Source organism: Sphaerotilus sp., assembly GCF_031429695.1.
Taxonomy (GTDB): Bacteria; Pseudomonadota; Gammaproteobacteria; order Burkholderiales; family Burkholderiaceae_C; genus Sphaerotilus.
The window spans coordinates 38,899-60,896 of sequence record NZ_JANPAB010000008.1; the positions used below are offsets into that span (position 1 = coordinate 38,899).

Annotated in this window: 23 protein-coding genes and 1 pseudogene; 6 read left to right on the forward strand and 18 right to left on the reverse strand. The window is 66.3% G+C overall.

What is annotated here, in order from left to right:
- Window positions 1–2: 2 nt before the first annotated feature.
- The 6 genes from RMP06_RS01135 to RMP06_RS01160 all read right to left on the reverse strand — a co-directional run bounded on the left by RMP06_RS01135 (window position 3) and on the right by RMP06_RS01160 (window position 6,842).
- A complete protein-coding gene (locus tag RMP06_RS01135; protein ID WP_310459937.1) occupies window positions 3–1,652 on the reverse strand; it encodes an alpha-glucosidase family protein in 1,650 nt (549 codons plus the stop codon).
- Between the two features lie 113 nt (window positions 1,653–1,765).
- Window positions 1,766–2,017: a hypothetical protein gene (locus tag RMP06_RS01140; RefSeq protein ID WP_310459938.1), complete on the reverse strand. Its 252-nt coding sequence runs from the start codon at window positions 2,015–2,017 to the stop codon at window positions 1,766–1,768.
- Between the two features lie 131 nt (window positions 2,018–2,148).
- Entirely contained in the window at window positions 2,149–3,114 is a 966-nt protein-coding gene (locus tag RMP06_RS01145; protein ID WP_310459939.1) for a DMT family transporter, read from the reverse strand.
- 17 nt (window positions 3,115–3,131) lie between these two features.
- Entirely contained in the window at window positions 3,132–5,390 is a 2,259-nt protein-coding gene (locus tag RMP06_RS01150) for an arginine/lysine/ornithine decarboxylase (protein ID WP_310459940.1), read from the reverse strand.
- Between the two features lie 82 nt (window positions 5,391–5,472).
- Window positions 5,473–6,111 (reverse strand): 3-oxoacid CoA-transferase subunit B, encoded by a 639-nt coding sequence (locus tag RMP06_RS01155; RefSeq protein WP_310459941.1) that lies wholly within the window; start codon window positions 6,109–6,111, stop codon window positions 5,473–5,475.
- A gap of 29 nt (window positions 6,112–6,140) precedes the next feature.
- A complete protein-coding gene (locus RMP06_RS01160) occupies window positions 6,141–6,842 on the reverse strand; it encodes a CoA transferase subunit A (protein ID WP_310459942.1) in 702 nt (233 codons plus the stop codon).
- A 77-nt stretch (window positions 6,843–6,919) separates the two neighbouring features.
- Between RMP06_RS01160 and RMP06_RS01165 the strand changes: the two genes are divergently transcribed.
- Window positions 6,920–7,486, forward strand: coding sequence for a LuxR C-terminal-related transcriptional regulator (locus RMP06_RS01165; RefSeq protein WP_310459943.1), 567 nt, complete (start codon window positions 6,920–6,922; stop codon window positions 7,484–7,486).
- 12 nt (window positions 7,487–7,498) lie between these two features.
- Here RMP06_RS01165 and msrA read toward each other — a convergent pair whose 3' ends face one another.
- From msrA to RMP06_RS01195, 6 genes and pseudogenes are all read right to left on the reverse strand, one after another.
- A complete protein-coding gene (gene msrA / locus RMP06_RS01170; RefSeq protein ID WP_310459944.1) occupies window positions 7,499–7,999 on the reverse strand; it encodes a peptide-methionine (S)-S-oxide reductase MsrA in 501 nt (166 codons plus the stop codon).
- A 31-nt stretch (window positions 8,000–8,030) separates the two neighbouring features.
- Window positions 8,031–8,999, reverse strand: coding sequence for a 2-hydroxyacid dehydrogenase (locus RMP06_RS01175; RefSeq protein ID WP_310459945.1), 969 nt, complete (start codon window positions 8,997–8,999; stop codon window positions 8,031–8,033).
- A 31-nt stretch (window positions 9,000–9,030) separates the two neighbouring features.
- Window positions 9,031–10,445, reverse strand: a pseudogene (locus tag RMP06_RS01180) (sodium:proton antiporter).
- 90 nt (window positions 10,446–10,535) lie between these two features.
- Entirely contained in the window at window positions 10,536–11,171 is a 636-nt protein-coding gene (locus tag RMP06_RS01185) for an LbetaH domain-containing protein (RefSeq protein WP_310459946.1), read from the reverse strand.
- Entirely contained in the window at window positions 11,164–11,862 is a 699-nt protein-coding gene (locus RMP06_RS01190) for a nitroreductase (RefSeq protein WP_310459947.1), read from the reverse strand. The genes RMP06_RS01185 and RMP06_RS01190 overlap by 8 nt, the downstream gene beginning before the upstream one ends.
- An 11-nt stretch (window positions 11,863–11,873) precedes the next feature.
- On the reverse strand, window positions 11,874–12,872 hold the full coding sequence (locus RMP06_RS01195) for a histone deacetylase family protein (protein WP_310459948.1): 999 nt from the start codon (window positions 12,870–12,872) through the stop codon (window positions 11,874–11,876).
- 97 nt (window positions 12,873–12,969) lie between these two features.
- On the opposite strand from RMP06_RS01195, the gene RMP06_RS01200 reads away from it, so the two are divergent.
- From RMP06_RS01200 to RMP06_RS01210, 3 genes are all read left to right on the forward strand, one after another.
- A complete protein-coding gene (locus tag RMP06_RS01200; RefSeq protein ID WP_310459949.1) occupies window positions 12,970–13,530 on the forward strand; it encodes a phasin family protein in 561 nt (186 codons plus the stop codon).
- Between the two features lie 180 nt (window positions 13,531–13,710).
- Window positions 13,711–14,193 carry a copper chaperone PCu(A)C gene (locus RMP06_RS01205; RefSeq protein ID WP_310459950.1) on the forward strand — a complete coding sequence of 161 codons (483 nt, stop codon included), beginning with the start codon at window positions 13,711–13,713 and terminating at the stop codon, window positions 14,191–14,193.
- 188 nt (window positions 14,194–14,381) lie between these two features.
- On the forward strand, window positions 14,382–14,894 hold the full coding sequence (locus tag RMP06_RS01210; protein WP_310459951.1) for a phasin family protein: 513 nt from the start codon (window positions 14,382–14,384) through the stop codon (window positions 14,892–14,894).
- Between the two features lie 61 nt (window positions 14,895–14,955).
- Here RMP06_RS01210 and RMP06_RS01215 read toward each other — a convergent pair whose 3' ends face one another.
- Window positions 14,956–16,218: an MFS transporter gene (locus tag RMP06_RS01215; RefSeq protein ID WP_310459952.1), complete on the reverse strand. Its 1,263-nt coding sequence runs from the start codon at window positions 16,216–16,218 to the stop codon at window positions 14,956–14,958.
- A gap of 88 nt (window positions 16,219–16,306) precedes the next feature.
- On the opposite strand from RMP06_RS01215, the gene RMP06_RS01220 reads away from it, so the two are divergent.
- Window positions 16,307–17,143, forward strand: coding sequence for an AraC family transcriptional regulator (locus RMP06_RS01220; RefSeq protein ID WP_310459953.1), 837 nt, complete (start codon window positions 16,307–16,309; stop codon window positions 17,141–17,143).
- A gap of 662 nt (window positions 17,144–17,805) precedes the next feature.
- On the opposite strand, the gene RMP06_RS01225 is transcribed toward RMP06_RS01220, so the two are convergent.
- Entirely contained in the window at window positions 17,806–18,330 is a 525-nt protein-coding gene (locus RMP06_RS01225; RefSeq protein ID WP_310459954.1) for a DUF1993 domain-containing protein, read from the reverse strand.
- A gap of 178 nt (window positions 18,331–18,508) precedes the next feature.
- On the opposite strand from RMP06_RS01225, the gene RMP06_RS01230 reads away from it, so the two are divergent.
- Entirely contained in the window at window positions 18,509–19,084 is a 576-nt protein-coding gene (locus tag RMP06_RS01230; RefSeq protein ID WP_310459955.1) for a DUF924 family protein, read from the forward strand.
- A 12-nt stretch (window positions 19,085–19,096) separates the two neighbouring features.
- On the opposite strand, the gene RMP06_RS01235 is transcribed toward RMP06_RS01230, so the two are convergent.
- From RMP06_RS01235 to tmk, 4 genes are read right to left on the reverse strand one after another with little or no spacing between them, the layout of a single operon-like run.
- Window positions 19,097–19,873: a TatD family hydrolase gene (locus RMP06_RS01235; protein ID WP_310459956.1), complete on the reverse strand. Its 777-nt coding sequence runs from the start codon at window positions 19,871–19,873 to the stop codon at window positions 19,097–19,099.
- Window positions 19,874–19,889: 16 nt separating this feature from the next.
- Window positions 19,890–20,312 (reverse strand): PilZ domain-containing protein, encoded by a 423-nt coding sequence (locus RMP06_RS01240; RefSeq protein ID WP_310459957.1) that lies wholly within the window; start codon window positions 20,310–20,312, stop codon window positions 19,890–19,892.
- Window positions 20,309–21,370, reverse strand: coding sequence for a DNA polymerase III subunit delta' (gene holB / locus RMP06_RS01245; RefSeq protein WP_310459958.1), 1,062 nt, complete (start codon window positions 21,368–21,370; stop codon window positions 20,309–20,311). Before holB ends, RMP06_RS01240 begins: the two co-directional genes overlap by 4 nt.
- Window positions 21,367–21,981, reverse strand: a complete 615-nt coding sequence (tmk, locus tag RMP06_RS01250; protein ID WP_310459981.1) for a dTMP kinase — start codon at window positions 21,979–21,981, stop codon at window positions 21,367–21,369. The genes holB and tmk overlap by 4 nt, the downstream gene beginning before the upstream one ends.
- Window positions 21,982–21,998: the final 17 nt, after the last annotated feature.

Here is a 21,998-nt window from a genome sequence, read left to right on the forward strand (position 1 = left end):
GCTCAGTGCTGGGTGGGCAACGACTGTGAACACAGCGCGCCGAAAGGGGAAAGAATCAGTCGGGCGGCGGCCATGTCCAGGCGCGCACCGCTCAACGGAGCTGCGGAATCGATCGTTGCAGACTGCCAGCCTGGCGGCAGTGCCAGCGACACCTCGGTGTCGCTGAAATTGAATGCGAACAGCATGCGCTCGACCCCGAGTGCGCGCTCGAACACCAGCACGTCATCGCGCTCGGTGCCGAGGAAATGCAAGTCACCGGAATGGACCATCGCCGACACCCGGCGCCAGGCCAGCAGCGCACGGGTGGCGTGCAGCACCGAATCTGCATCGGCTTCCTGCACATCGACCGCCAGCGCCCGTTGCGCAGCAGACACCGGCAGCCACGGCTCGACCGGTGAAAACCCACCCTGCGCATCCGCTGCGACCCACGGCATCGGCGTGCGGCAGCCATCCCGGCCCTTGAACTCGGGCCAGAACGCCATGCCATAGGGATCCTGCAGACGCTCGAAGGGCACGTCCGCTTCCGGCAGGCCCAGCTCCTCGCCCTGGTACAGGCAGACACTGCCGCGCAGGCTCAGCAGCATCGACAACAGCATGCGGGCCTGCCGTGGGTCGGCCCGTCCGTCGGAGGACCAGCGCGTGGCGATGCGAGGTACGTCGTGGTTGGACAGCGCCCAGCAGCCCCAACCGCCAGTGCGGGCGATTTCCCGCTCCAGCGCCGAGACTTCTGCGCGCAGATGGGCGGGCGTGCAGCGGCTGGTCAGCAGGCTGAAGCTGTAGGCCATGTGCAGGCGTTTTCCGGCCTCGGTGTAGTCGGCCATGATCGGTGGGGAGTGTTCGTCACCCACCTCGCCGATGCTGGCCGCGCCAAACGCATCGAGCACGCCGCGCAGGCGTTCCAGGAACACGAGGTTCTCGGGCTGGCTCTTGTCAAAGAGATGGCGCTGCATCGCATACGGGTTGTCGGCGCGCACGGTGCTCACGTCGCCGCCATCGGCCGCCGGGTTGTCGCGCAGCAAGGCGTCATGCACCTGGTGGTTGCAGGCATCGAAGCGGAAGCCGTCCACGCCCTTCTCGCACCAGAAGCGCACCTCGCCCAGCATGGCGTCCTGCACCTGCGGGTTGTGGAAGTTCAGGTCCGGCTGCGAGGTAAGGAAGCTGTGCAGGTAGTACTGCCGGCGGCGGGTGTCCCACTGCCAGGCCGAGCCACCGAAGACGCTGAGCCAGTTGTTCGGCGGCGTGCCGTCCGGTTTTGCATCGGCCCAGACGTACCAGTCCTGTTTCGGGTTGTCGCGACTGAGGCGGCTCTCCTGGAACCAGGCGTGCTGGTCGGAGGTGTGCGAGAGAACCTGGTCGATCATCACGCGCAGACCGAGCTGGTGCGCACGGGCCAGCAGCGCGTCGAAATCCGCCAGCGTGCCGAACAGCGGATCGACGTCGCGGTAATCCGAAACGTCGTAGCCGAAGTCCTTCATCGGACTCTTGAAGAACGGCGAAATCCAGATGGCGTCCACGCCGAGCGCGGCGACGTAGTCCAGTCGGCCAGTGATGCCAGGCAGGTCGCCGACACCGTCTGCGTTGCTGTCTTGAAAACTGCGGGGGTAGATCTGGTAAATGACGGCACCGCGCCACCAGTCCGAGCGGTTTTGCATGATTTTCAACATGCAAACCATCTTGCCATGTAACCGCGCTGGAACCCAGCCTGAGGAATTCCCGCAGGCACCTGCGCGCTGGCGACGATGCGGCGACGGCGGCGCTCAGCGACTCATTCGACGACCGGCGCCAGGTCCGGCAGGTCCGGCAGGTCCGTGCTGTCGTCCTCGACCATGCCGGCGTCGACGCTGCGGTCGTACAGCTCCAGATCACTGAGCGCGTGCGGGATCAGCGGCTTGTCCAGCGGGCGGCAGATCCTGCGCTGCAGGTGCTGCAGCCGCTCGGAGCATTCCATGGCCTCCAGGACGTCCTGTGCGTTGATCATCAGGGCGAAGGGATGGCTGACGTGCTGCTGAGCGTTCATGGGGTTCTCCAGCGACCCGGAGAGGATCGATGGAGCAACTCTAGGGACGCAGCGGTATCGTGCCCATTGGAGAACCGGCAAAACCGGTGTCGGAATCCCGCTGACGTTGGCGTCAGGGATCGGACACGCATTCAGGGGATTGGCAGAGGCAAGGATTCCGGGCGAATGCGCAGTGCCCACACCACCCCGGCCACCAGAAGACCGATGCCGGCCAGCGTCATGCCGTCCGGCCAGGCACCGCGCAGCAGCAGCGCGTAGGTCAACGCCGAGAGCGTCTCGAACACGATCAGTTGCCCTACCAGTGCCGTCGGCAGGCGCTGGCTGGCTTCATTCCAGCAAAGTGTGCCGAGCCAGGACGCCAATAGCCCGACGGCCAGCATCAGCAGCAGGTAGCGCTGCGGTGTCGGCCCGAACGGCATCAACTGCCCGGGGTCACCATCGAACGCGCTCCATAGCCAGAGCGCGCCATAGCCGACCACCGCCAGCGGCAGCGTCATCAGCCCTTGCGCGGTGGCCCAGGTGCGCGGGCTGCGGTCGGCGTGTGCGCGCAGCCAGTCCGCGTTGCGCATCGGGTACCACGTCCAGCACACCACGGCACCGACCGCCAGCAGGGCTCCGCTGGCATAGCGCGCGGCGTTGAAATCCGCCTGCGAACGCAGTTGCTGCAGTTCCACCTGGTTCACGCAAGCAATGCCGGTGGCGATCAGCCCGAGCGACGGCAGCAGCTTCAGCCACGGCAGGCGCCCGTCGCGCCGCGCGTCGCGCAGATTCGAGCTGACCGCGATCACCACCGGCAGCGTGCCAATGACCATCGTCGGCAGCGGCCCGCCCGCGCGCTGTATCGCTGCAGCCAGACACAGGTAATACAGGATGTTGCCGATGGCAGAGAGCTTGAGCGCCTCCAGCCAGTCGGCCACGGCGAAGTGGCGCAGGCGCGCCCGGTCGAACCAGCCCAGCGGCAGCGCCACCAGGCCGAAGGCCAGATAGCGCCCGCAGGTCAGCAGCGCGGCCGAATACTCCGGCAGCAGCAGTGGCGCGACGAACACCAGCCCCCAGACGAGCCCCGCCATCAGGGCGAAGACAACCCCTAATGCCATGTGCCGCAGCGCTCAGGTCACTGCTTCACGCAGTCGACGTAGTAGCGGTGAAGACCGCCCCCAATCTCTTCTTCCACCAGTCCGTGCACGTCGGTGTGGAAGCCGGGGAAGCGGTCGTTGAACTTGCGCGTGAAGCGCAGGTAGTCGCAGATCTTCTTGTTGAAGCGCTCACCGGGAATCAGCAGCGGAATGCCCGGCGGGTACGGTGTCAGCAACGAGGTGGTGATGCGGCCTTCGAGCTGGTCGATCTCCACGCGCTCGGTCTTGCGGTGCGCGATGTAGGAGTACGCCTCGCTCGGCTTCATCGCCGGATGCAGGTCCGACAGGTACATCTCGGTCGTCAGCCGGGCAATGTCGCCCTCGGCGTAGGCCTCGTGGATCTGCTGGCAGAGGTCGCGCAGGCCCATGCGTTCGTACATCGGGTACTTGGCCGCGAACTCGGGCAGGATGCGCCAGATTGGCTGGTTGCGGTCGTAGTCGTCCTTGAACTGCTGCAGCGCGGTCAGCAGCGTGTTCCAGCGGCCCTTGGTGATGCCGATGGTGAACAGGATGAAGAAGGAGTAGAGCCCCGTCTTTTCCACCACCACGCCGTGTTCGGCCAGGAACTTGGTGACGATCGACGCCGGGATGCCCGTCTTGTCGAAGGAGCCGGACATGTTCAGCCCGGGCGTGATGATGGTGGACTTAATCGGGTCGAGCATGTTGAAGCCCGGCGCCAGATCGCCGAAGCCGTGCCACGTCTCGTTGGCCTCCAGGATCCAGCCGTCCGAATGGCCCATGCCGTCGGCGGCCAGCGCCTCCGGTCCCCAGACCTTGAACCACCAGTCCAGACCGAACTCGTCCTCGACCTTGCGCATGGCGCGGCGGAAATCGAGCGCTTCCTTGATGCTCTCCTCGACCAGCGCCGTGCCGCCCGGAGGCTCCATCATGGCCGCGGCGACGTCGCACGAGGCAATGATCGCGTACTGCGGGCTGGTGGAGCTGTGCATCAGGTAGGCCTCGTTGAAGAGGTGCCGGTCAAGTTTCTGGTTCTGGGCATCCTGCACCAGCACCTGTGACGCCTGACTCAGACCGGCCAGCAGCTTGTGGGTGGACTGCGTGGCGTAGACCATCGCGTGCTTCGGGCGCGGACGGTTCTTGCCCATCGCGTGGTAAGAACCGTAGAACTTGTGGAACGCGGCGTGCGGCAGCCAGGCCTCGTCGAAGTGCAGCGTGTCGATCCAGCCGTCGAGCATGCCCTTGATGACTTCGGTGTTGTAGAGCACGCCGTCATAGGTGCTCTGTGTGAGCGTCATGATGCGCGGCTTGACCGTCTTGGCATCGATGCCGGCCAGCAGCGGATTGCGCGCGATCTTGGCCTCGATGGCCTCGCGGGTGAACTCGCTCTGCGGGATCGGACCGATGATGCCGTAGTGGTTGCGCGTCGGCGTCATGAACACGGGGATCGCGCCGGTCATGATGATCGCGTGCAGGATGGACTTGTGGCAGTTGCGGTCCACCACCACGATGTCGTCCGGCGCCACCGTGTGGTGCCACACCATCTTGTTGGACGTGGACGTGCCGTTGGTGACGAAGAAGCAGTGGTCGGCGTTAAAGATGCGTGCGGCGTTCTTCTCGCTCGCGGCCACCGGGCCGGTGTGGTCGAGCAGCTGACCGAGTTCTTCCACTGCGTTGCACACGTCCGCACGCAGCATGTTCTCGCCGAAGAACTGGTGGAACATCTGGCCGACCGGGCTTTTCAGGAACGCGACGCCGCCCGAGTGGCCCGGGCAGTGCCACGAGTACGAGCCGTCCTGCGCGTAGTCCATCAGCTCCTTGAAGAACGGCGGAGCCAGTCCGTCGAGGTAGCTCTTGGCTTCCCGGATGATGTGACGTGCCACGAACTCGGGCGTGTCCTCGAACATATGGATGAAGCCGTGCAGTTCGCGCAGGATGCTGTTCGGGATGTGCTGCGAGGTGCGCGTTTCGCCGTAGATGTAGATCGGGATGTCCGTGTTGCGGAACCGGATCTCCTCGATGAACTTGCGCAGGTTCAGCACCGCCGGGTCCAGCTCGGGACCGGGCGTGAACTCCTCGTCGTCGATCGACAGGATGAAGGCGCTGGCCCGGCTCTGCTGCTGCGCGAACTGGCTCAGGTCACCGTAGCTGGTGGCGCCGAGGACCTGGAACCCTTCCTTCTCGATCGCCTGCGCCAGTGCGCGGATGCCCAGACCGGAGGTGTTCTCCGAACGGTAGTCCTCATCGATGATGACGATGGGAAAGTTGAAACGCTGCATGCGGGCGACTCCGGAACCTGTGGACGAAAAGAAAACCGCGAAGTGTAGGGCTAGCCGGAGTCGCCGCCACGGCGGCGGTGCGTCAGACCAGCGGCACGCCTGTCTTGGAGGCAATTTCCTCCAGTGTCACGTCAGCTGCCATCTCCACGACCTTGAGCCCTTCAGGTGTCACGTCGAACACCCCCAGATCCGTGATGATCCGGTCCACCACGCCCACGCCCGTCAACGGCAGGGTGCAGGCAGGCAGGATCTTCAGGTCGGTCGAACCGTCCTTCTTCTTCGCAACGTGCTCCATCAGCACGATCACGCGCTTGACGCCAGCCACGAGGTCCATCGCGCCGCCCATGCCCTTGACCATCTTGCCGGGGATCATCCAGTTGGCCAGATCGCCCTTGTCGGTCACCTGCATGGCACCGAGGATGGACAGGTTGATCTTGCCGCCACGGATCATGGCGAAGCTGTCGTGGCTGCCGAAGATCGACGAACCCTTCATCGTGGTGACAGTCTGCTTGCCGGCGTTGATCAGATCAGGATCAACCTCGTCGTCGTAGGGGAAGGGGCCGATGCCGAGCATCCCGTTTTCGCTCTGCAGCCAGACCTCGACATCACTGGGAACGTGGTTGGCGACGAGCGTGGGAATGCCGATGCCGAGGTTGACGTAGAAGCCGTCCTGCAGCTCCTGGGCTGCGCGGGCGGCCATCTGGTCTTGGGTCCATGCCATGGTGTGGATCTCCTGGAGTGCTTTGAGGCTTAGGCGCGGTCACGCGTGGTGCGCTTCTCGATGCGCTTTTCGGGGGTCGCGTTGAGCACGATGCGGTGCACGTAGATGCCCGGCAGGTGGACATCGTCCGGTGCGATCTCGCCGGTTGGCACGATGCGCTCGACTTCGACGATGCAGATCTTGCCGGCCATCGCCACCGCCGGATTGAAATTGCGCGCAGTCTTGTTGAAGCGCAGGTTGCCGGACATGTCGGCCACATCCGCCTTGACCAGCGAGATCTCCGGCATCAGCGCCCGCTCCATCACGTAGGTCTCGCCGTCGAAGTCGCGCAACTCCTTGCCCTCGGCCACCAGCGTGCCCACACCGGTCTTGGTGAAAAACGCGGGGATGCCGGCACCACCGGCGCGCAGCTTCTCGGCCAGCGTGCCCTGGGGCGTGAATTCGAGGGCGAGTTCACCGGCCAGGTACTGGCGTTCGAACTCCTTGTTTTCACCCACGTAGCTGGAGATCATCTTCTTGATCTGGCGCGTGTTCAGCAGCTTGCCCAGGCCGAACCCGTCGACGCCGGCGTTGTTGGAGATAGCGGTCAGGTTCTGGACGCCGCTGGCCGCCAGCGCGTCGATCAGCGCCTCGGGAATGCCGCACAGACCAAACCCGCCCACCGCGATCAGTTGACCGTCACGGACGATGCCTTCGAGCGCGGCTGCGGCGCTCGGGTAAACCTTGTTCATATGCAGAGTCTCCGCAAATTTCCGACGACGCACTGTAATACGTAATGCTTTACGTAGGGGGTACGTAGAATTGAGTAATGGTTGCCCTTGATCTCGACTACCGCATTGCGTTCGATCTCGCCCCGATGGGGCTGATCCTGTCGCGCCACCGCCTGATGGTGGACTGCAACCAGCACGTGCTGGGGATGTTCGGCGCCAATCGCGAGCAGCTCATCGGGCTGAGTTTCGAGGTGCTGTATCCCAGCCACGCGGAATTCGAGCGCACAGGTGCCCGGATCGCCGCCAGCCTGGACGTGACCGGGCGTTATGCGGACGACCGCGTCATGAAGCGCCTGAGCGCGCCCGCCGGTCGGGAGGCGCTGTTCTGGTGCCATGTCTCCGGCCGTGCGCTGGACCCGGCAGACCCGCACGCCGCGGGCATCTGGTCCTTCGACGATCTCTCGGCCAAGCGCCAGATCAAGGCCGAGCTGACGCCGCGGGAGCGCGAGATTGCCGCCCTGCTGGTCGAAGGCCTGACGAGCAAGCTGATCGGGCGGCGCCTGGGGATCAGCCCGCGCACGGTCGATGTCTACCGGGCGCGGCTGATGCGCAAGTACGAGGCAGCGACCACGCCGGAGCTGGTCAACAAGCTGCTGAGCAACTGAGCCGGGCGCTGGTCAGCGCCGGTAATAGTGGCAGGTGTAGCCGTGGGGCTGCTTGACCAGATAGTCCTGGTGGTAGCCCTCCCCTGGCCACCAGCGGCTGAACGGGGTGATCTGCGTCACGATCGGCCGCGGCCAGAACCCCGACTGGTTGACACGTTCGACCGCCGCGTTCGCCGCCACCCGCTGCGCGTCATCGACGTGGAAGATCGCCGAGCGGTATTGGGTGCCACGGTCATTGCCCTGGCGGTCCGGGGTCGTGGGGTCGTGCATGTGGAAAAAGTGGTGCACAAGCAGTTCCTCGAACGGCAGCACCGCCGGATCGAACACGATCTTCACCGCCTCGGCGTGGCCGGACTTCGAGTCATGCGTGTCGTCGTAGCAAGGGTTGTCCAGCCAGCCGCCGGTGTAGCCGACCTCCGTGTCGATGACACCGGGAATGCGGCGCAGCAGCTCTTCCATGCCCCAGAAGCAGCCGCCAGCGAGGTAGGTGGTATCGAATGCAGCGTTGGTCATGTCAGCGCCTTCCTTTCAGGTGTTCAGGTTTTCATCCGGGCACAGGGGTGCGGGCCACGCCGCCTGTGAGCAGCGCGATCAGGTTGTCCGCGGCCAGATCGGCCATGGCCAGCCGTGTTGGCAGGCTGGCGCTGGCGATGTGCGGGGTCAGCACGACATTGGGCACCGCCAGCAGCGCGGGGTGAACCGCCGGTTCACCCTCGAACACATCCAGCGCGGCAGCAGCCAACCGGTTCGACCGCAGCGCCATCGCCAGCGCCGCATCGTCAACCACCCCACCGCGGGCGATATTGGTCAGCGTGGCGGTGGGTTTCATGCGGGCCAGTTCAGCCGCGCCGATCAGGTGGTGCGACGCCGGGCCATACGGCACGACGATGATCAGGTGGTCGGCCTCGGCCAGCAACTCCGCCTGGCTTACCCAGCGGGCGCCGATCGGCGCTTCGGCCTCGGGCGCCAGCCGGGACCGGTTGTGGTAGATCACGTTCATGCCGAAACCGAGCGCACCGCGCCGCGCGATCGCCTGCCCGATGCGGCCCATGCCGAGGATGCCGAGCGTTGCACCGTGGATGTCCGAACCGACAAAGAAATCCGGTGCCCACTTGGTCCACTCGCCGCGGCGCAGGAAATGCTCGCTCTCGGTGATGCGCCGGGCGGCCGCCATCATCAGCGCGAAACCGAAGTCGGCGGTTGTTTCAGTCAGTACGTCCGGCGCGTTGGTCACGGTGATGCCACGCGCGCGGCAGGCGGCCACATCGATGTTGTTGTAACCCACCGCCATCGAGCACACGGCTTTCAGGTCCGGGCATGCGGTGACCAGCGTGGCATCGATCGGCTCGCCAGTGGTGACGAACACACCCTGCTTGCCTTGCAGCCGGGCGATCAGCTCATCGCGGGTCCACAGCGTGTCAGCGTCGTTGGTCTCGACGTCGAACTGGGCGGCCAGACGCGCCACGACGGACGGGAACAGGCGGCGCGTGACGAGAACGGTGGGTCGGGTCATGTCGAAAAGCTTTCAGCAATGGGCGGCGGAGTCAGCAAAACCAGAGGAAGGTCATCACCACGAACAGCGGAACCAGTATGCCGATGCTCCAGGCCATGTAGCCGAAGAAGCTCGGCATCCGTACGCCACGGTCTTCGGCGATGGCCTTGACCATCAGGTTCGGTGCGTTGCCAATGTAGCTGTTGGCGCCCATGAACACCGAACCGGCCGAGATGGCTGCCAGCACGGGAGCCAGCGTCGTCATCAGCACCTGCGGGTCACCGCCAGCGAGGTTGAAGAACACGAGGTAGGTCGGGGCGTTGTCCAGGAACGAGGACAGCAGACCAGATGCCCAGAAGTACATCGCCGGAACCGGCTGCCCGTCCAGCCCAGTCACCAGCGCCACGACGGGCGCGAAGGCGCCACCCATGCCCGCCTTGAGCATGGCCAGCACCGGCGTGATGGTCAGGAAAATGCCGGCGAAGAGCTTGGCGACCTCCTGCATCGGCGCCCAGTTGAACTGGTTCTTCTCGCGGGCATCGGCCGAGGTCAGTTTTAGCGACAACAGGGTCACGACCACCAGCGCGCCGTCGCGCACCCACTGCTCCAGCCCGACCGGGGTGCCGAACAGGTCGAACGCGGTCCCGGGCTTCCACGTGCCGCTCATCAGCACCAGCCCGACGATGGCCAGCAGCAGCAAGCCGTTGACGCCACCCTCGATGCCGAAGGTGTCGTCATCCGGCGTCGGATCAGCGCGGGTGACGCCCTCGCGGCGGTAATACCAGGTATCGATCGCAAAGAAGATCGCCAGCAGTGCCCCCGTCAGGAACAGCGTCTCGGGGAAGATGTGCCCGACAGTCCAGAAGAACTCCACGCCCTTCAGGAAGCCGAGGAACAGCGGCGGATCACCCAGCGGCGTGAGTGAGCCACCCGCGTTGCTGACGATGAAGATGAAGAACACCAGCACGTGCGCGGCGTGCCTGCGGTTGTCGTTGGCGCGGATCAGCGGCCGACCATCAGCATCGACGCACCGGTCGTGCCCATGAAACTCGCCAGCACCGCGCCGATCAGCATCAGCACGGTGTTGAAGCCTGGGCTGCCGTGGAAGTTGCCGCGAATGTAAATGCCACCGGCCACCGTGTAGAGCGCCGTCAGCAGCACGATGAACGGCAGGTACTCCGCCGCCAGCGCATGCACGAACGCCTGAGCGGCAGGCACCGCGCCATGCAACGCCGCGAACGGCAGCAGGAAGGCCAGCGCCCAGCCTGCGGCGATCTTGCCGTAGTGGTGGTGCCAGACCGACGGCAGCAGCAGCGGACATAGCGCGATCGACAGCAGGATGCCGGCGAACGGCACGCTCCACCACGCCGAGAGCGTGGCGCCGTCGATCTCGGCCGCCTGGGACAGCAGCGGCGTGGCGCTCAATAGGAAGGCGATCAGCCAGCGTGCGGATTTGCTCAGATTCATAAATGGGGAATCGTCCTCTTGTTGCCCAGTGGTCTCGACCGTCGTCAGAGTCGAGCGGCAATTCGGCGTGTCGCTGGCCGTCAGCATCCCTTACGCAGGATTGACGAATGACTCCTGGTCCAGCAGTGATGCGCGCTGCACGATCTGCCGTGCTCGCAGAATCGCTCCGGGGGCGATCACCGCATTTGCGCCTATTCGACTCCCGTCGCCCACCATTGCGCCAAATTTTTCCACTCCGGTATCGTGCAGCAGGCCATTGACCAGTACCCGCACGCATGTGCCCGGCCGCTCGTTGCGGTAGTTGCAGATGATGCTGCCGGCCTCCATGTTGACCCCTGCTCCGAGCACCGAGTCACCGACGAAGTTGAAATGCGCCAGCTTGGTGCCCGCGAACAGGAACGAAGTCTTCAGCTCCGAACCCGGGCCGATCAGGCAGTCCGCACCCAGCCAGTTACCGCCGCGCACATAAGCACCGGTAGCGAGGAACCCTCGTGGGCCGATGATCAGAGGGCCTTTCAGCACAGCCCCGATTTCCACGGTGGCGCTGCGGTGGATAGCGATGTCACCGGTGAATACGTAGTCCGTGGCGGTAAGTTCCGCCAACAACACTCTCACGATCACCGGTGCCTCCGCCACCAGCGCCCATGGCGTCCGGTCCGCGAACCGTGCCAATGGAGAGGCCGCGACCTGGTCGATGTGGTCGCCGATGCGAATCCCGTCAGTCATGGAACCGTGCGAACTCGCTCACCGGCGCGCGCTCCGTGACCAGCGTGTTCTCCACGGCGTCCGGATCGGCGTGACCGAGTGCCATGCCGCAGACCACCATCTCGTGCTCACCCAGGCCGAGGTGTTTGGCGATCAGGCGGTGGTACTGGGTGAAGGCGGCTTGCGGACAGGTATCGAGCCCGCGACCGCGGGCAGCGACCATGATGTTCTGCAGGAACATGCCGTAGTCGAGCCACGATCCTTGCTGCATCACGCGATCGATGGTGAAAATCAGGCCGACCGGCGCGTCGAAGAAGGCGTAGTTGCGGCCGTGCTGGCGGTGCATGCCGGCCTTGTCGGTCTTGTCCAGCCCGAGCAGGCCATACAGATCCCAGCCCACCTTGCGGCGGCGGTCGATGTAGGGTGACTGCCACTGCGTCGGGTAGTAGGCATATTCCTCGGAATGGGCCGCGGCGACGGCGGGGTCATTGTGTGCGGCCATGATGCTGGCGCTGAGGGCATCGCGGGCCGTACCGGTCAGCACATGCACTTTCCACGGCTGGGTGTTCGTGCCCGACGGTGCCCGTGAGGCGGCGCTCAGGATGGCCTCGATGGTCTCGCGTGGCACAGGCGTCGGCAGATAGGCCCGCAGCGAGCGGCGGGAGGTGATGGCGTCGTCCACGGCGGTGCGGCGCTGGTCGTCGGTGAGCATGGGGTGGGCTTTCAGTTCGGGGTGTCGGTCGCGTGCGGTGCATTATTTCCGCGTTGCAGCATGGCCGGCACCTCGGGTTTGCCGGGGTTGCCGATACGCCAGACGGTCAGCGCCTCTCGGTAGGTCTGCAGTTGCACCGCCACCGTGTCCTCAATGACATGGCCGTAGCCGCCGCCCATGGTCAGCACGACCGGGATGCCGCGTGACCGACAGGCCGTGAACACACGCCGGTCCCGTTCGGCCAGGCCGGATGCGCTGACTTTCAGCCGGCCAAGCCGGTCACCTTCGTGCGGATCGGCCCCTGCCTGGTAAAAAACGAGTCCGGGCATCTGGTCACGGTGATCGAGCCAGAGCCTGTCCAGCGCAGCATCGACCGCGCCGAGGTACGGCTCGTCTGTGCAGCCATCGGGCAGATCGACGTCCAGATCACTGGCCACCTTGCGGAACGGGAAGTTCTTCGCGCCGTGCACCGACAGGGTGTAGACCGTCGGATCGTCGCGAAAGATGGCCGCCGTCCCGTTGCCCTGGTGCACATCCAGATCGACCACGGCCACCCGCAGCAGGCGGCGCTGCAGACGGTGCCATTCGGCCTGCATCAGCCGCGCAGCGACCGCAAGGTCATTGAAGACGCAATAGCCGCTACCGCTGTCGGCGCTGGCGTGGTGAGTGCCGCCGGCCAGATTGGCCGCGATGCCCTCACGCAGCGCGTCACGGGCCGCGCTGACCGTGGCACCCACCGAGCGGCGGGCTCGTTCGGCCATGGCGGGCGACCAGGGGAAGCCGATCTCGCGCTGCTGAGCCGCACTGAGGGTGCCATGCATCACCGCGTCGACATAGCCAGGCGTATGCGCCAGCGCAAGTTCGCCTTCGCTGGCCGCCAATGCCTGCGACAGGCGCACCTCCGGCAGCTCCGCCACGATCGCGTCGCGCAACAGGCGGTATTTCTGCATCGGAAACCGGTGACCGGGCGGCAATGGCAGGACAAAATGGTCGGCGTAATAGGCGCGCATCGCGACATTGTGACCAAGGCTTGCTCCGTCGGACAGGCCGCTCTATAGTCACATATTGTTGCAACGCAGCATTTCACCCCTCGACTGGAGCTCGACCATGATGACCCCGGAACAATTCGCCGCCGCTAACAAGGCCAACCTGGATGCGCTGGTCGAACTCACCCGCAAGAGTTTCGAGGGCGTCGAAAAGCTGGTCGAGCTGAACCTGCAGGCCATGCGCTCCGCGATGGGCGATTCGGCAGAGCGGTCCAAGGCGCTGCTCGCGGTCAAGGATGCGCAGGGGTTGGCCTCGCTGCAAGCTGATCTGGTGCAGCCTGCCACCGAGAAGGTGACCGCCTACGGCCGGCAGGTCTACGACATCGCCACCAGCACCCAGTCCGAGGTGTCCAAGTTGGTCGAGTCCCAGATGGCCACCGCGCAGGAGAAGATCCTGGCCCTGGTCGATGCAGCGGTGAAGAATGCTCCCGCCGGTGGTGAAGGTTCGCTGGCGATGATCAAGCAGGCGGTCACCGCGGCGAATGGTGCGCTGGAAAACGTCCAGAAGGCGGCCAAGCAGGCGGTCAGCGTGGCCGAGGCCAATTTCGAGGCGATGCGCCACGCCGCGCCGCAAGCCGCAGCCCCCGCCGAAAAGTCCACCCGGGTGACCGGCAAGCGTTGAGGCAGTGCAAAAAGATTCCCGCATCGGGTTGAACTTTCGCGCATCGACTTGATCATCTCAAGGGCGTGGCTCCCGCTTCGGGGTTGCGCGACTGGTTGTCTCCTCGGTACCGCGCGAAAGAATGCTTTCAGGTACCTTCAGTCCCGATGGTGAACCCATCGGGCTTTTTTTTGGATTGCCATGCAAACCATTCGATTCGTCCGCGGCGCCTTGCTGGTTGCTGCATCCGCATGCGCCTTCGCCGGTGCAGTGCGTGCCCAGTCCGTCACCGTGAGCGCCCCGTGGGTGCGCGCCACCGCCACCGAGCAGAAAGCCACCGGCGCGTTCATGAAGCTCCAGTCTGCGGCGCCCGTTCGTCTGGTGGAAGTCCGCTCGGCCGCTGCGAGCGTGGTCGAACTCCACGAGATGGCCATGGAGGGTGACACGATGCGCATGCGCGCCGTCGCTGGACTGGATCTGCCTGCCGGCAAGGCGGTCGAGCTGAAACCAGGCGGCTACCACGTCATGCTCATGGACTTGAAGCAGCCCATCAAGGCCGGCGACACCGTGACGCTCACCCTCGTCATCGAGGACGCGGACAAGCGGCGTTCCACGGTCGAGGTGAAGGCTGTGGCACAGGCAATGGGTGCAGCCAAACCGATGGCCGGCCAGCACCAGCACTGACCGCGCAGATCGAAGCGAACATCAACCGCGCCGTGATTTGTCCTTTAGGGGTTGTGATCTAATTTATGCTGCATTGCAACATGGCTACTTGCAATCCCGCTTGCAATCCCTATACTGAGAATCATGCTGCAGTGCAGCAAAACCGGGTCCACCGGTATCCTTTTTCCACAATAGGACTGCTCACCATGATGAACGCTGACCAAATCTCCGCCGCCGCCCAATCCAATCTGGACACTGCTGTCGCTCTGGGCCAGAAGGCCTTCGGTGGCGTGGAAAAGCTGGTGGAACTGAACCTGCAAACCGCCCGTGCCGCTCTGGACGAATCGGCTGCCAGCGCGAAGGCCCTGCTGTCGGTCAAGGACGCACAAGGTTTCGCCGCCCTGCAAGCCACCGTGCTGCAGCCCGCCGCTGAAAAGGCCACCGCCTACAGCCGCCAGATCTATGAAATTGCCGCTGCCACGCAAGCCGACATCAGCAAGCTGTTCGAAGGCCAGGTCGCCGCTTCGCAGCAATCAGTGCAAGGCTTCGTCGAAGCCGCTCTGAAGAACGTGCCCGCTGGCAGCGAAGGCGCCGTCGCGTTCATGAAGCAGGCCATGACCGCCAGCACCACCGCCATGGAATCGGCCCAGAAGGCTGCCAAGCAAGCTGTCAGCGCCGCTGAAGCCAACATGCAGTCGATGACCAAGGCTGCCAAGGTCTGATCACCCGATCACCCTGGTCTTGATGGACCATGAAAGCCCGGCAGGCAACTGCCGGGCTTTTTCACGTCCGCATCCCGCGGCCGACGACGGTGGCCGACGCGATGCCGAGCAGCAGGGCGGCGGCGGAGCCAAAAAAGATGGCACCGGCCAGTCCGCGGTCGAGCAGCATGCCGAACACCGGTGCCGCCAGCGCAAAGCCGGCGTCCAGCCCTGAATACACGGTGCCATAGACACGCCCGGTCGCCCCCGGCGGCGCCGCCCGCTTGATGAGCATGTCGCGCGACGGCCCGGCCAGTCCGGTGCCCAGCCCCGCGAGCGCAGCGGCCGCCGCCGACGCCATCCCCGACAACCAGCCCGTGCCCGCCAGCAGCAGCAGCGCCGCCGACAACGCCATGGCCACGGCAATCGTGCGTTCCAGCCGGGCCACGCGGGGCACCAGAAAACCGCCGATCACCATGCCCACGGCGCCGCAGAGCATGTAGCCCGTGACGACGTAGGCCGTGGCCGATGCCGGCAGACCGTACATCTTGCCCAGGGCCGGGCTGGCGAAGCTCTGGATCGCCGTCAGTGCCGCGGTTGTCCAGAAGAAAAACGAGAAGCACAGCCACACCGAAGGCAGCCGCAGGAAGGCCATCGGGTGTTCGTCCGCCAGGGAAGGATCGACCTTGGCGCCGGCCCGCTGGTGCGACCAGGCGCCCTGCCGGTCGTCGATGGCATCCCGGTTCAGGAACAGCAGCACCAGCACCGTGACCGCCACCATCGCCGACGCCAGATAGGCCGACCGCCATCCACCGAAGGCCGTCGACACCCCGATCAGGAACACCGGGGCCGCCGCCCAGCCCAGATTGCCGCTGATGCCGTGGACCGAGAACGCATGGCCCAGCCGCTGCGGCGAAACACGCTTGTTCAGGATCGTGAAGTCCACCGGGTGAAACGGCGCATTGCCCAGCCCAGCCAGCGCCGAGGCCAGCATCAACCCCCCGTAGCCTTGCGCCATGAACCCGGCGAGCGACGCGGCGATGAAACTCCCCAGTGCGGCATACAACACCGGCCGTGCACCCACCTTGTCGACCAGAAAACCGGACAGAGCCTGTCCGATGCCAGAGATCACGAAAAATACCGTGACCAGCAGCCCCAGCTCCGAGTAGCTCAGCCCGAAGTCGCGGATGAACAGCGGAAACAGCGGCGGCAGCAGCAGGTGGTGAAAGTGCGAGGTGCCGTGCGCCAAGCCGATCAGGCCGATCGTGGAAAAATCGCGTCGCGCCCGGATGCGTTCGTCGTCGGTCGCAGCAGCGGCGTTCGAGGGCAAGGTGGTGGAGTTCATGCCAGCCACTGTAGAGGGCGCCGAAGCGGCCGGGTTACGATAGAACGACATTCTCTGTCGCGATTCAGCCAACCCGGTCTCAGTGCCCATGCTCCCGCACCGCAGCATCGCCCCGCTCGATCCCCAGCGCTATGCGCCGACCGAAGCCCGCCCGGTGCGCGGCAAGTCGCGCCGGCTGGAGGCCGATACCCGCGTCGCGCCACACAGCCATGCCTGGGCGCAGGTCGCGTTCTCTGCCACCGGCGTCACCCGCGTCACCGCCGACCACAACACCTACCTGGTGCCGCCGTCGCGGGCGGTCTGGATTCCACCGTTGGTGGTGCACACCGTCGCCGTGGTGCAGGACGCGGACATGCGCACGCTCTACGTCCATCCCGCTGCGCCGCTGGACGAAGCCTGGCGCCGCTGCCGCGTCATCGAAGTGTCGCCCCTGCTGCGCGAACTGGTCCACGTCCTCACCGACATCGACCCGGACACGCCGCCCGGCGAGGCCGATGCCTTGCGCGAACGCTGCCTCGGCACGCTGGCACTCGATGAGCTGCGCCGCGCCCAGCCGCTTCCGCTGGGTGTGGCACTGCCGCAGGACAAGCGCTTGCGCCATCTCTGCGAAGCCGTGCTGGATGCGCCGACCCGCCACGCCACGCTGGACGGCTGGGCCGCCGAGTCCGGGGCCAGTGCACGCACGGTCGCGCGGCTGTTCCGGGACGAGCTGGGCACCAGCTTCGTGCAATGGCGACACCAGGTGCTGCTGGCCCGCGCGCTGGCGCTGGCAGCGCGCGGCAAGCCGATGAGCCACATCGCCGCCGAGCTGGGCTACGCCAGCCCGAGCGCGTTCAGCGCGATGGTCACCCGCACCGTGGGCATGGCACCCAGCCGCTTCTTCGGCGGCGAGGCAACCGGCTCAACGGCGTCAAGCCGAGGGTAGAACGGGTCTGGCCCGCAGGGCACCCAAGAGGCGCCGAGAGGTTCGCTAACGCACAGACCGCAAGACTCGATGGCCCCAGTCTCGGTTGCCTGTGCTTCACACGCCCGGGTTACCGACCATGAGCCTGTGGCTGAGCGAGGCCACGTGAAGAAGAAGACGACCCGCAAGGACTGAATCCGGATGCAGGAGCGAAACCCATGAATCCCTCGAACGCCGTTGCAGTGGTTCGCCGATCCCCCATCTCTTGGAGGGCGTCGCGTACATCCACGGTCCAGGTGGCGGGCTGGGTCGTGATGGCGCTGGTGCTGAGCGCCTGCAACCGGACGCCGTCCAAGCCCCCGGCTCCCATGATCGCGCCGGCACAGATCCCGACGGCACCAACGACTGCGGGCGCCTCCGTCACGTCGGTGCCAGACGCAGGATCTGTGGTGACACCAGCGCCTGCCGCCAGTGCGGACCCTGCGGCGGGGCGTTCAAACAGCGAGATGAGCCGAACCCAGGAGTCCAGTGCGATGCCCCTGCCCGGGCAGAACAACGACCACTCTGCGCCGCTGACACCCGCCAAGGCCCCAAGCGCGCCCTAGCGGATGTTGATGCCGCCGAGGAACGCCGTGTGGCCGATCGGATCGGATCGACCCCTCGAATGCACCAGCCTGGAAATGTCACGCCGCGGCTTGCGCGCCCACCAGGTAATCCACCTTGCCCAGATCCACGCCGTTGTGGCGCAGCAATGCGTAGGCGGTGGTGACGTGGAAGAACACGTTCGGCAGCACCCAGTGCTTCAGGTAGTCCTCGCCCTTCATCGTGCGCGTCGAGCCATCGCGGCCGATGGGGAAGGTGATCTCCTTGCCTTCGGTGCCGTCGATCGCGGTGGGCGGCACGGTGACGAGGAACTCCAGCGTCTTGGCGATGCGGTCCTTCAGTTGGGCGAAGGTGGTTTCGTCGTCAGCGAACTTGGGCGCGTCAACACCACCGAGGCGGGCGGCGGCCAGCTTCGCGGCGTCGCAGGCGATGCGGATCTGCGAGGCGAACGGCAGCATGTCAGGCGCCAGGCGGGCCTGCACCAGCACGTTCACATCGAATTTTCGCGCAGCGGCGGACGCTTCGGCCTTGTCCATGCAGTGGCTCAGGTTGCGCAGCATGGTGGTGAAGACGGGCAGGCTGGCGGAGGACATGGAGATGGTCATGCGGGGTTCCTGTGGGGGGAATGTCGGGGCGACAACGATAGCAGGCTGGTGGCTGCGCAAGGGCGTGAAGGGGTAACGCCATGCCGCCAATCCATCTCCATGCCCCTCCCGCCACAGGTGGCATCGCATTGCAGGCACCGTGTGGATTCCCCATCCACTGCCCACCCCACCCCACGCCATGTCAGCCGCCAATGTGCTCGATTTCTGGTTCGGCCCTCCCACCGATCCCGCCCACACCCAATCCCGCCCCGAGTGGTTCCGCAAGGACGCGAACCACGACGCCGAGATCGCCCGCCGCTTCGGCCCTCAGATCGACGAAGCCCTGTCCGGTAGCCTGGAGGGCTGGACCTCCACGCCTACCGGCACGCTCGCGCTGATCCTCGTCCTCGACCAGTTCACCCGCAACACCGGCCGCGACACGCCGCGCGCATTCGCGGGTGACGCACGGGCGCTGTCGCTGGCGAAATCGCTGGTGGCCACGGGGGCGGACAAGACGCTCACCGGGGTGCAGCGCCAGTTCATCTACCTGCCCTTCGAACACTCGGAGTCACTGGCCGATCAGGACGAGTCGATTCGCCTGTTCGCGCAGCTGGGTCAAGACACACCGACACTGGCGGGGCTGCTGGAGTGGGCCGAGCGGCACCGGGTGATCGTGGCGCGGTTCGGGCGCTTCCCGCACCGGAATGCGGCGCTCGGGCGCGTGAGCACAGCCGAGGAAGCCGAGTTCCTGCAGCAGCCGGGATCGGGTTTCTGAAGCGCGGCCTCGTCAGGCCAGCCCGAACAGCCGCGTCGCGTTGTCGCCCGTCACGCGGGCAACCTCTTCCACATCCAGCCCCTTGATCCGCGCCAGCTCTGCCGCCACCAGCGGCACAAGCGCAGGGGTGTTGAGCTTGCCCCGGTGCGGTGCAGGTGCGAGATACGGGCTGTCGGTCTCGATCAGGCACCGCTCCAGCGGCACCTCACGCGCCACCTCGCGCAGCTCCACCGCGTTCTTGAAGGTCAGGATGCCCGAGAACGAGATGTGGAACCCCATCGCCAGCGCACCCCGTGCGACTTCCGCCGTCTCGGTGAAGCAGTGGAAAACGCCACCCACCGCATCCGCACCCTCCTCCCGCAACACGGCCAGCGTGTCCGCGGAGCTGCTGCGGGTGTGGATCACCAGTGGCTTGCCCAAGACCCGCGCCGCACGCACATGTACCCGCAGCCGCTCGCGCTGCCACTCCATGTCGGCGACGGTGCGCGTGCCCAGCCGGTAGTAGTCCAGCCCGCATTCGCCCACCGCGACGACCTTGTCCCGTTGCCCCAGTGTCACCAGCTCGGCCACATCGGGTTCATGCACATCCTCGTTGTCCGGGTGGACACCCACCGTGCACCAGAGCTGCGGATGCGCGCTGGCCAGCGCGTGGACGGTCTCGAACTCCTCGATGGTGGTGCAGATGGCGATGGCGCGGGTCACTTGCGCGGCGGCCATGTCGCGCTGGATCTCGGGCCAGCGGGCCTGCAGCTCGGGGAAAGTGAGGTGGCAGTGGGTGTCGATGTACATCTCGGGTCAGGTCAGGTCAGATGGTCTGTGTGGGCTTGGCCGACTGGATGGAGGTGCCGAGCATTTCCTCGATGCGCACGCGCAGCACACGGGTTTTTTCGTCGACCGGAAAGCGCACGCCAACGCCCTGGGTGCGCCCACCTGACGCATTCGGCGGGGTAATCCAGGCCACGCGCCCGGCCACGGGATAACGCTGCGGGTCGTCGGGCAGGGTGAGCAGCAGGTAGATGTCGTCGCCAAGCCGGTACTCGCGCGGGGTGGGCACGAACAGGCCACCCTCGGCAAACAGCGGAATGTAGGCCGCGTAGAGCGCGCCTTTTTCCTTGAAAACGAGCTGGATGACGCTCGGCCGCGGCGGCACAGGTGCACCAGTGGCGGGGGTCAGCGGCGCTGCACCGGAGTGGCCGCCGCTGCGGGAGTTGGGGCTGAATTCGCTCATGGTCGCGGGGTCCGGGTGGCGGTCGGGTTCGGGTTCGGGGGCTGGAGCCGTGCGCGCATGCCTTGCACCAGGGCTTCGGTGGCGAGGGCAGCGCTCCAGGGGTGGTCGACGTGGCGGGCCTGTCCGCGCAGCCAGGCGGCGGCTTCGGTGAGATGCGCGAGGCCCGCGCCGGGCGCCGGCTGACCGAGGTCGGCGAAGTAACGCCCCGGCGCGCCCAGCGTGGCCAGTGCGTGGTCGTGGCAGAGCTTCTGCAGTGCATCGAGCAACACCGGCAGCGGCCAGTTCACCACCGCCGCGCTGTCCCCGCGGGCGATCCACTGCGGGAACTGGCGCCACGCCGCAGCGTCCAGCCCCGCACGCTGCAGCTCCAGCGCACGCAGCGGCTGGCCGCCACAGGCGTCGAGCAGCGGCTCGGGCTCGGTCACGCCTTGTCCGCGCAGCCAGGCCAGTGCCTCGTCCCGCGCGGGTGCCGCCAGGGCCACGCTCTGGCAGCGGCTGCGGATCGTCGGCAACAGCGCCTGCGCGTCGCCGCTGGTCAGCACGAAGCGCATCGCGCCGGGCGGCTCCTCCAGCGTCTTCAGCAGGGCGTTGGCCGCGATGGGGTTGAGCGCCTCCGCAGGATGGACGATGACGACCTTGTGCATCCCGCGTGCGGCCGTGAGGGTACTGAAGTCGAGTGCCGTGCGGATCTGGTCGATCAGGATCGCGCGGCTGGGCTTGCGGGTCTTCTTGCTGCCACTGCCGCCGCCTTCATCCGCTGCAGTGCCGTCCTCGGGCAAACCGGCCTCAGTGCGCAGGGCTTCGGGCACGATCAGACGCAGGTCCGGGTGGCTGCGTTCATCGACGAGGTGGCAACTGCGGCAGTGACCACAGGCCAGCGCACCGGTCCGGGCCGCGGGGTGTTCGCACAGCCAGGCACGCGCCAGCTCCAGCGCGAAGGCAAGCTGGCCGACACCGGCCGGGCCGTGGACCAGCAGCGCGTGGTGGGCGCGGGCGCTGGCCAGCGTGTACGCCAAAGGGGCCCCGAGCCAAGGCAGCGCGGGCACAGCAGCGCTCACCAGCCGCGCGCCGCGAGCACGGCGTCAATCTGCGCGGCCACCGCTTCGGGTGGCTGTTCGGCATCGAGCCGCGCCACGCGGGACAGGTCGGCGAAGCGCTGTGCGTAGCCGGCGCGCACGGCCTGGAAGAACGCGAGTTGTTCCGCCTCGAAGCGGTCAGGCACACGCGCCCCCGCACGGCGTCGGGCGGCTTCTTCCGGGCGCAGGTCGAACCACAGCGTCAAGTCGGGCTGGCGGCCGGCCTGGACCCAGGTTTCGAGCTGGGCCAGCGTGGCGAGGTCTACACCCCGGCCGCCGCCCTGGTAAGCGTAGGTCGCGTCGGTGTAGCGGTCGCAGAGCACCACCGCACCGCGCGCCAGCGCCGGCTCGATCACCGTGCGCAGGTGGTCGCGCCGGGCGGCGAAGGCGAGCAGGGTTTCGGTGAGCGGGTCCATGTCGCGCGACAGGAGCAGCTCGCGCAGGGATTCGGCCAATGGGGTGCCACCCGGTTCGCGGGTACGCACGACCTCGTGGCCGGCATCGCGCCAGCGGGCGGCGATGCGGTCGATCTGGGTGGTCTTGCCGGCGCCGTCGATGCCTTCGGTCGTGATGAAACAGCCGGCGGGGGACAGGGAGCCGGTGAGGCCGG

Coding starts and splice junctions, on each gene's coding strand:
- RMP06_RS01135 (WP_310459937.1), bottom strand. CDS start 1,652: ATGCAAAACCGCTCGGACTGGTGGCGCGGTGCCGTCATTTACCAGATC.
- RMP06_RS01140 (WP_310459938.1), bottom strand. CDS start 2,017: ATGAACGCTCAGCAGCACGTCAGCCATCCCTTCGCCCTGATGATCAAC.
- RMP06_RS01145 (WP_310459939.1), bottom strand. CDS start 3,114: ATGGCATTAGGGGTTGTCTTCGCCCTGATGGCGGGGCTCGTCTGGGGG.
- RMP06_RS01150 (WP_310459940.1), bottom strand. CDS start 5,390: ATGCAGCGTTTCAACTTTCCCATCGTCATCATCGATGAGGACTACCGT.
- RMP06_RS01155 (WP_310459941.1), bottom strand. CDS start 6,111: ATGGCATGGACCCAAGACCAGATGGCCGCCCGCGCAGCCCAGGAGCTG.
- RMP06_RS01160 (WP_310459942.1), bottom strand. CDS start 6,842: ATGAACAAGGTTTACCCGAGCGCCGCAGCCGCGCTCGAAGGCATCGTC.
- RMP06_RS01165 (WP_310459943.1), top strand. CDS start 6,920: ATGGTTGCCCTTGATCTCGACTACCGCATTGCGTTCGATCTCGCCCCG.
- msrA (WP_310459944.1), bottom strand. CDS start 7,999: ATGACCAACGCTGCATTCGATACCACCTACCTCGCTGGCGGCTGCTTC.
- RMP06_RS01175 (WP_310459945.1), bottom strand. CDS start 8,999: ATGACCCGACCCACCGTTCTCGTCACGCGCCGCCTGTTCCCGTCCGTC.
- RMP06_RS01185 (WP_310459946.1), bottom strand. CDS start 11,171: ATGACTGACGGGATTCGCATCGGCGACCACATCGACCAGGTCGCGGCC.
- RMP06_RS01190 (WP_310459947.1), bottom strand. CDS start 11,862: ATGCTCACCGACGACCAGCGCCGCACCGCCGTGGACGACGCCATCACC.
- RMP06_RS01195 (WP_310459948.1), bottom strand. CDS start 12,872: ATGCGCGCCTATTACGCCGACCATTTTGTCCTGCCATTGCCGCCCGGT.
- RMP06_RS01200 (WP_310459949.1), top strand. CDS start 12,970: ATGATGACCCCGGAACAATTCGCCGCCGCTAACAAGGCCAACCTGGAT.
- RMP06_RS01205 (WP_310459950.1), top strand. CDS start 13,711: ATGCAAACCATTCGATTCGTCCGCGGCGCCTTGCTGGTTGCTGCATCC.
- RMP06_RS01210 (WP_310459951.1), top strand. CDS start 14,382: ATGAACGCTGACCAAATCTCCGCCGCCGCCCAATCCAATCTGGACACT.
- RMP06_RS01215 (WP_310459952.1), bottom strand. CDS start 16,218: ATGAACTCCACCACCTTGCCCTCGAACGCCGCTGCTGCGACCGACGAC.
- RMP06_RS01220 (WP_310459953.1), top strand. CDS start 16,307: ATGCTCCCGCACCGCAGCATCGCCCCGCTCGATCCCCAGCGCTATGCG.
- RMP06_RS01225 (WP_310459954.1), bottom strand. CDS start 18,330: ATGACCATCTCCATGTCCTCCGCCAGCCTGCCCGTCTTCACCACCATG.
- RMP06_RS01230 (WP_310459955.1), top strand. CDS start 18,509: ATGTCAGCCGCCAATGTGCTCGATTTCTGGTTCGGCCCTCCCACCGAT.
- RMP06_RS01235 (WP_310459956.1), bottom strand. CDS start 19,873: ATGTACATCGACACCCACTGCCACCTCACTTTCCCCGAGCTGCAGGCC.
- RMP06_RS01240 (WP_310459957.1), bottom strand. CDS start 20,312: ATGAGCGAATTCAGCCCCAACTCCCGCAGCGGCGGCCACTCCGGTGCA.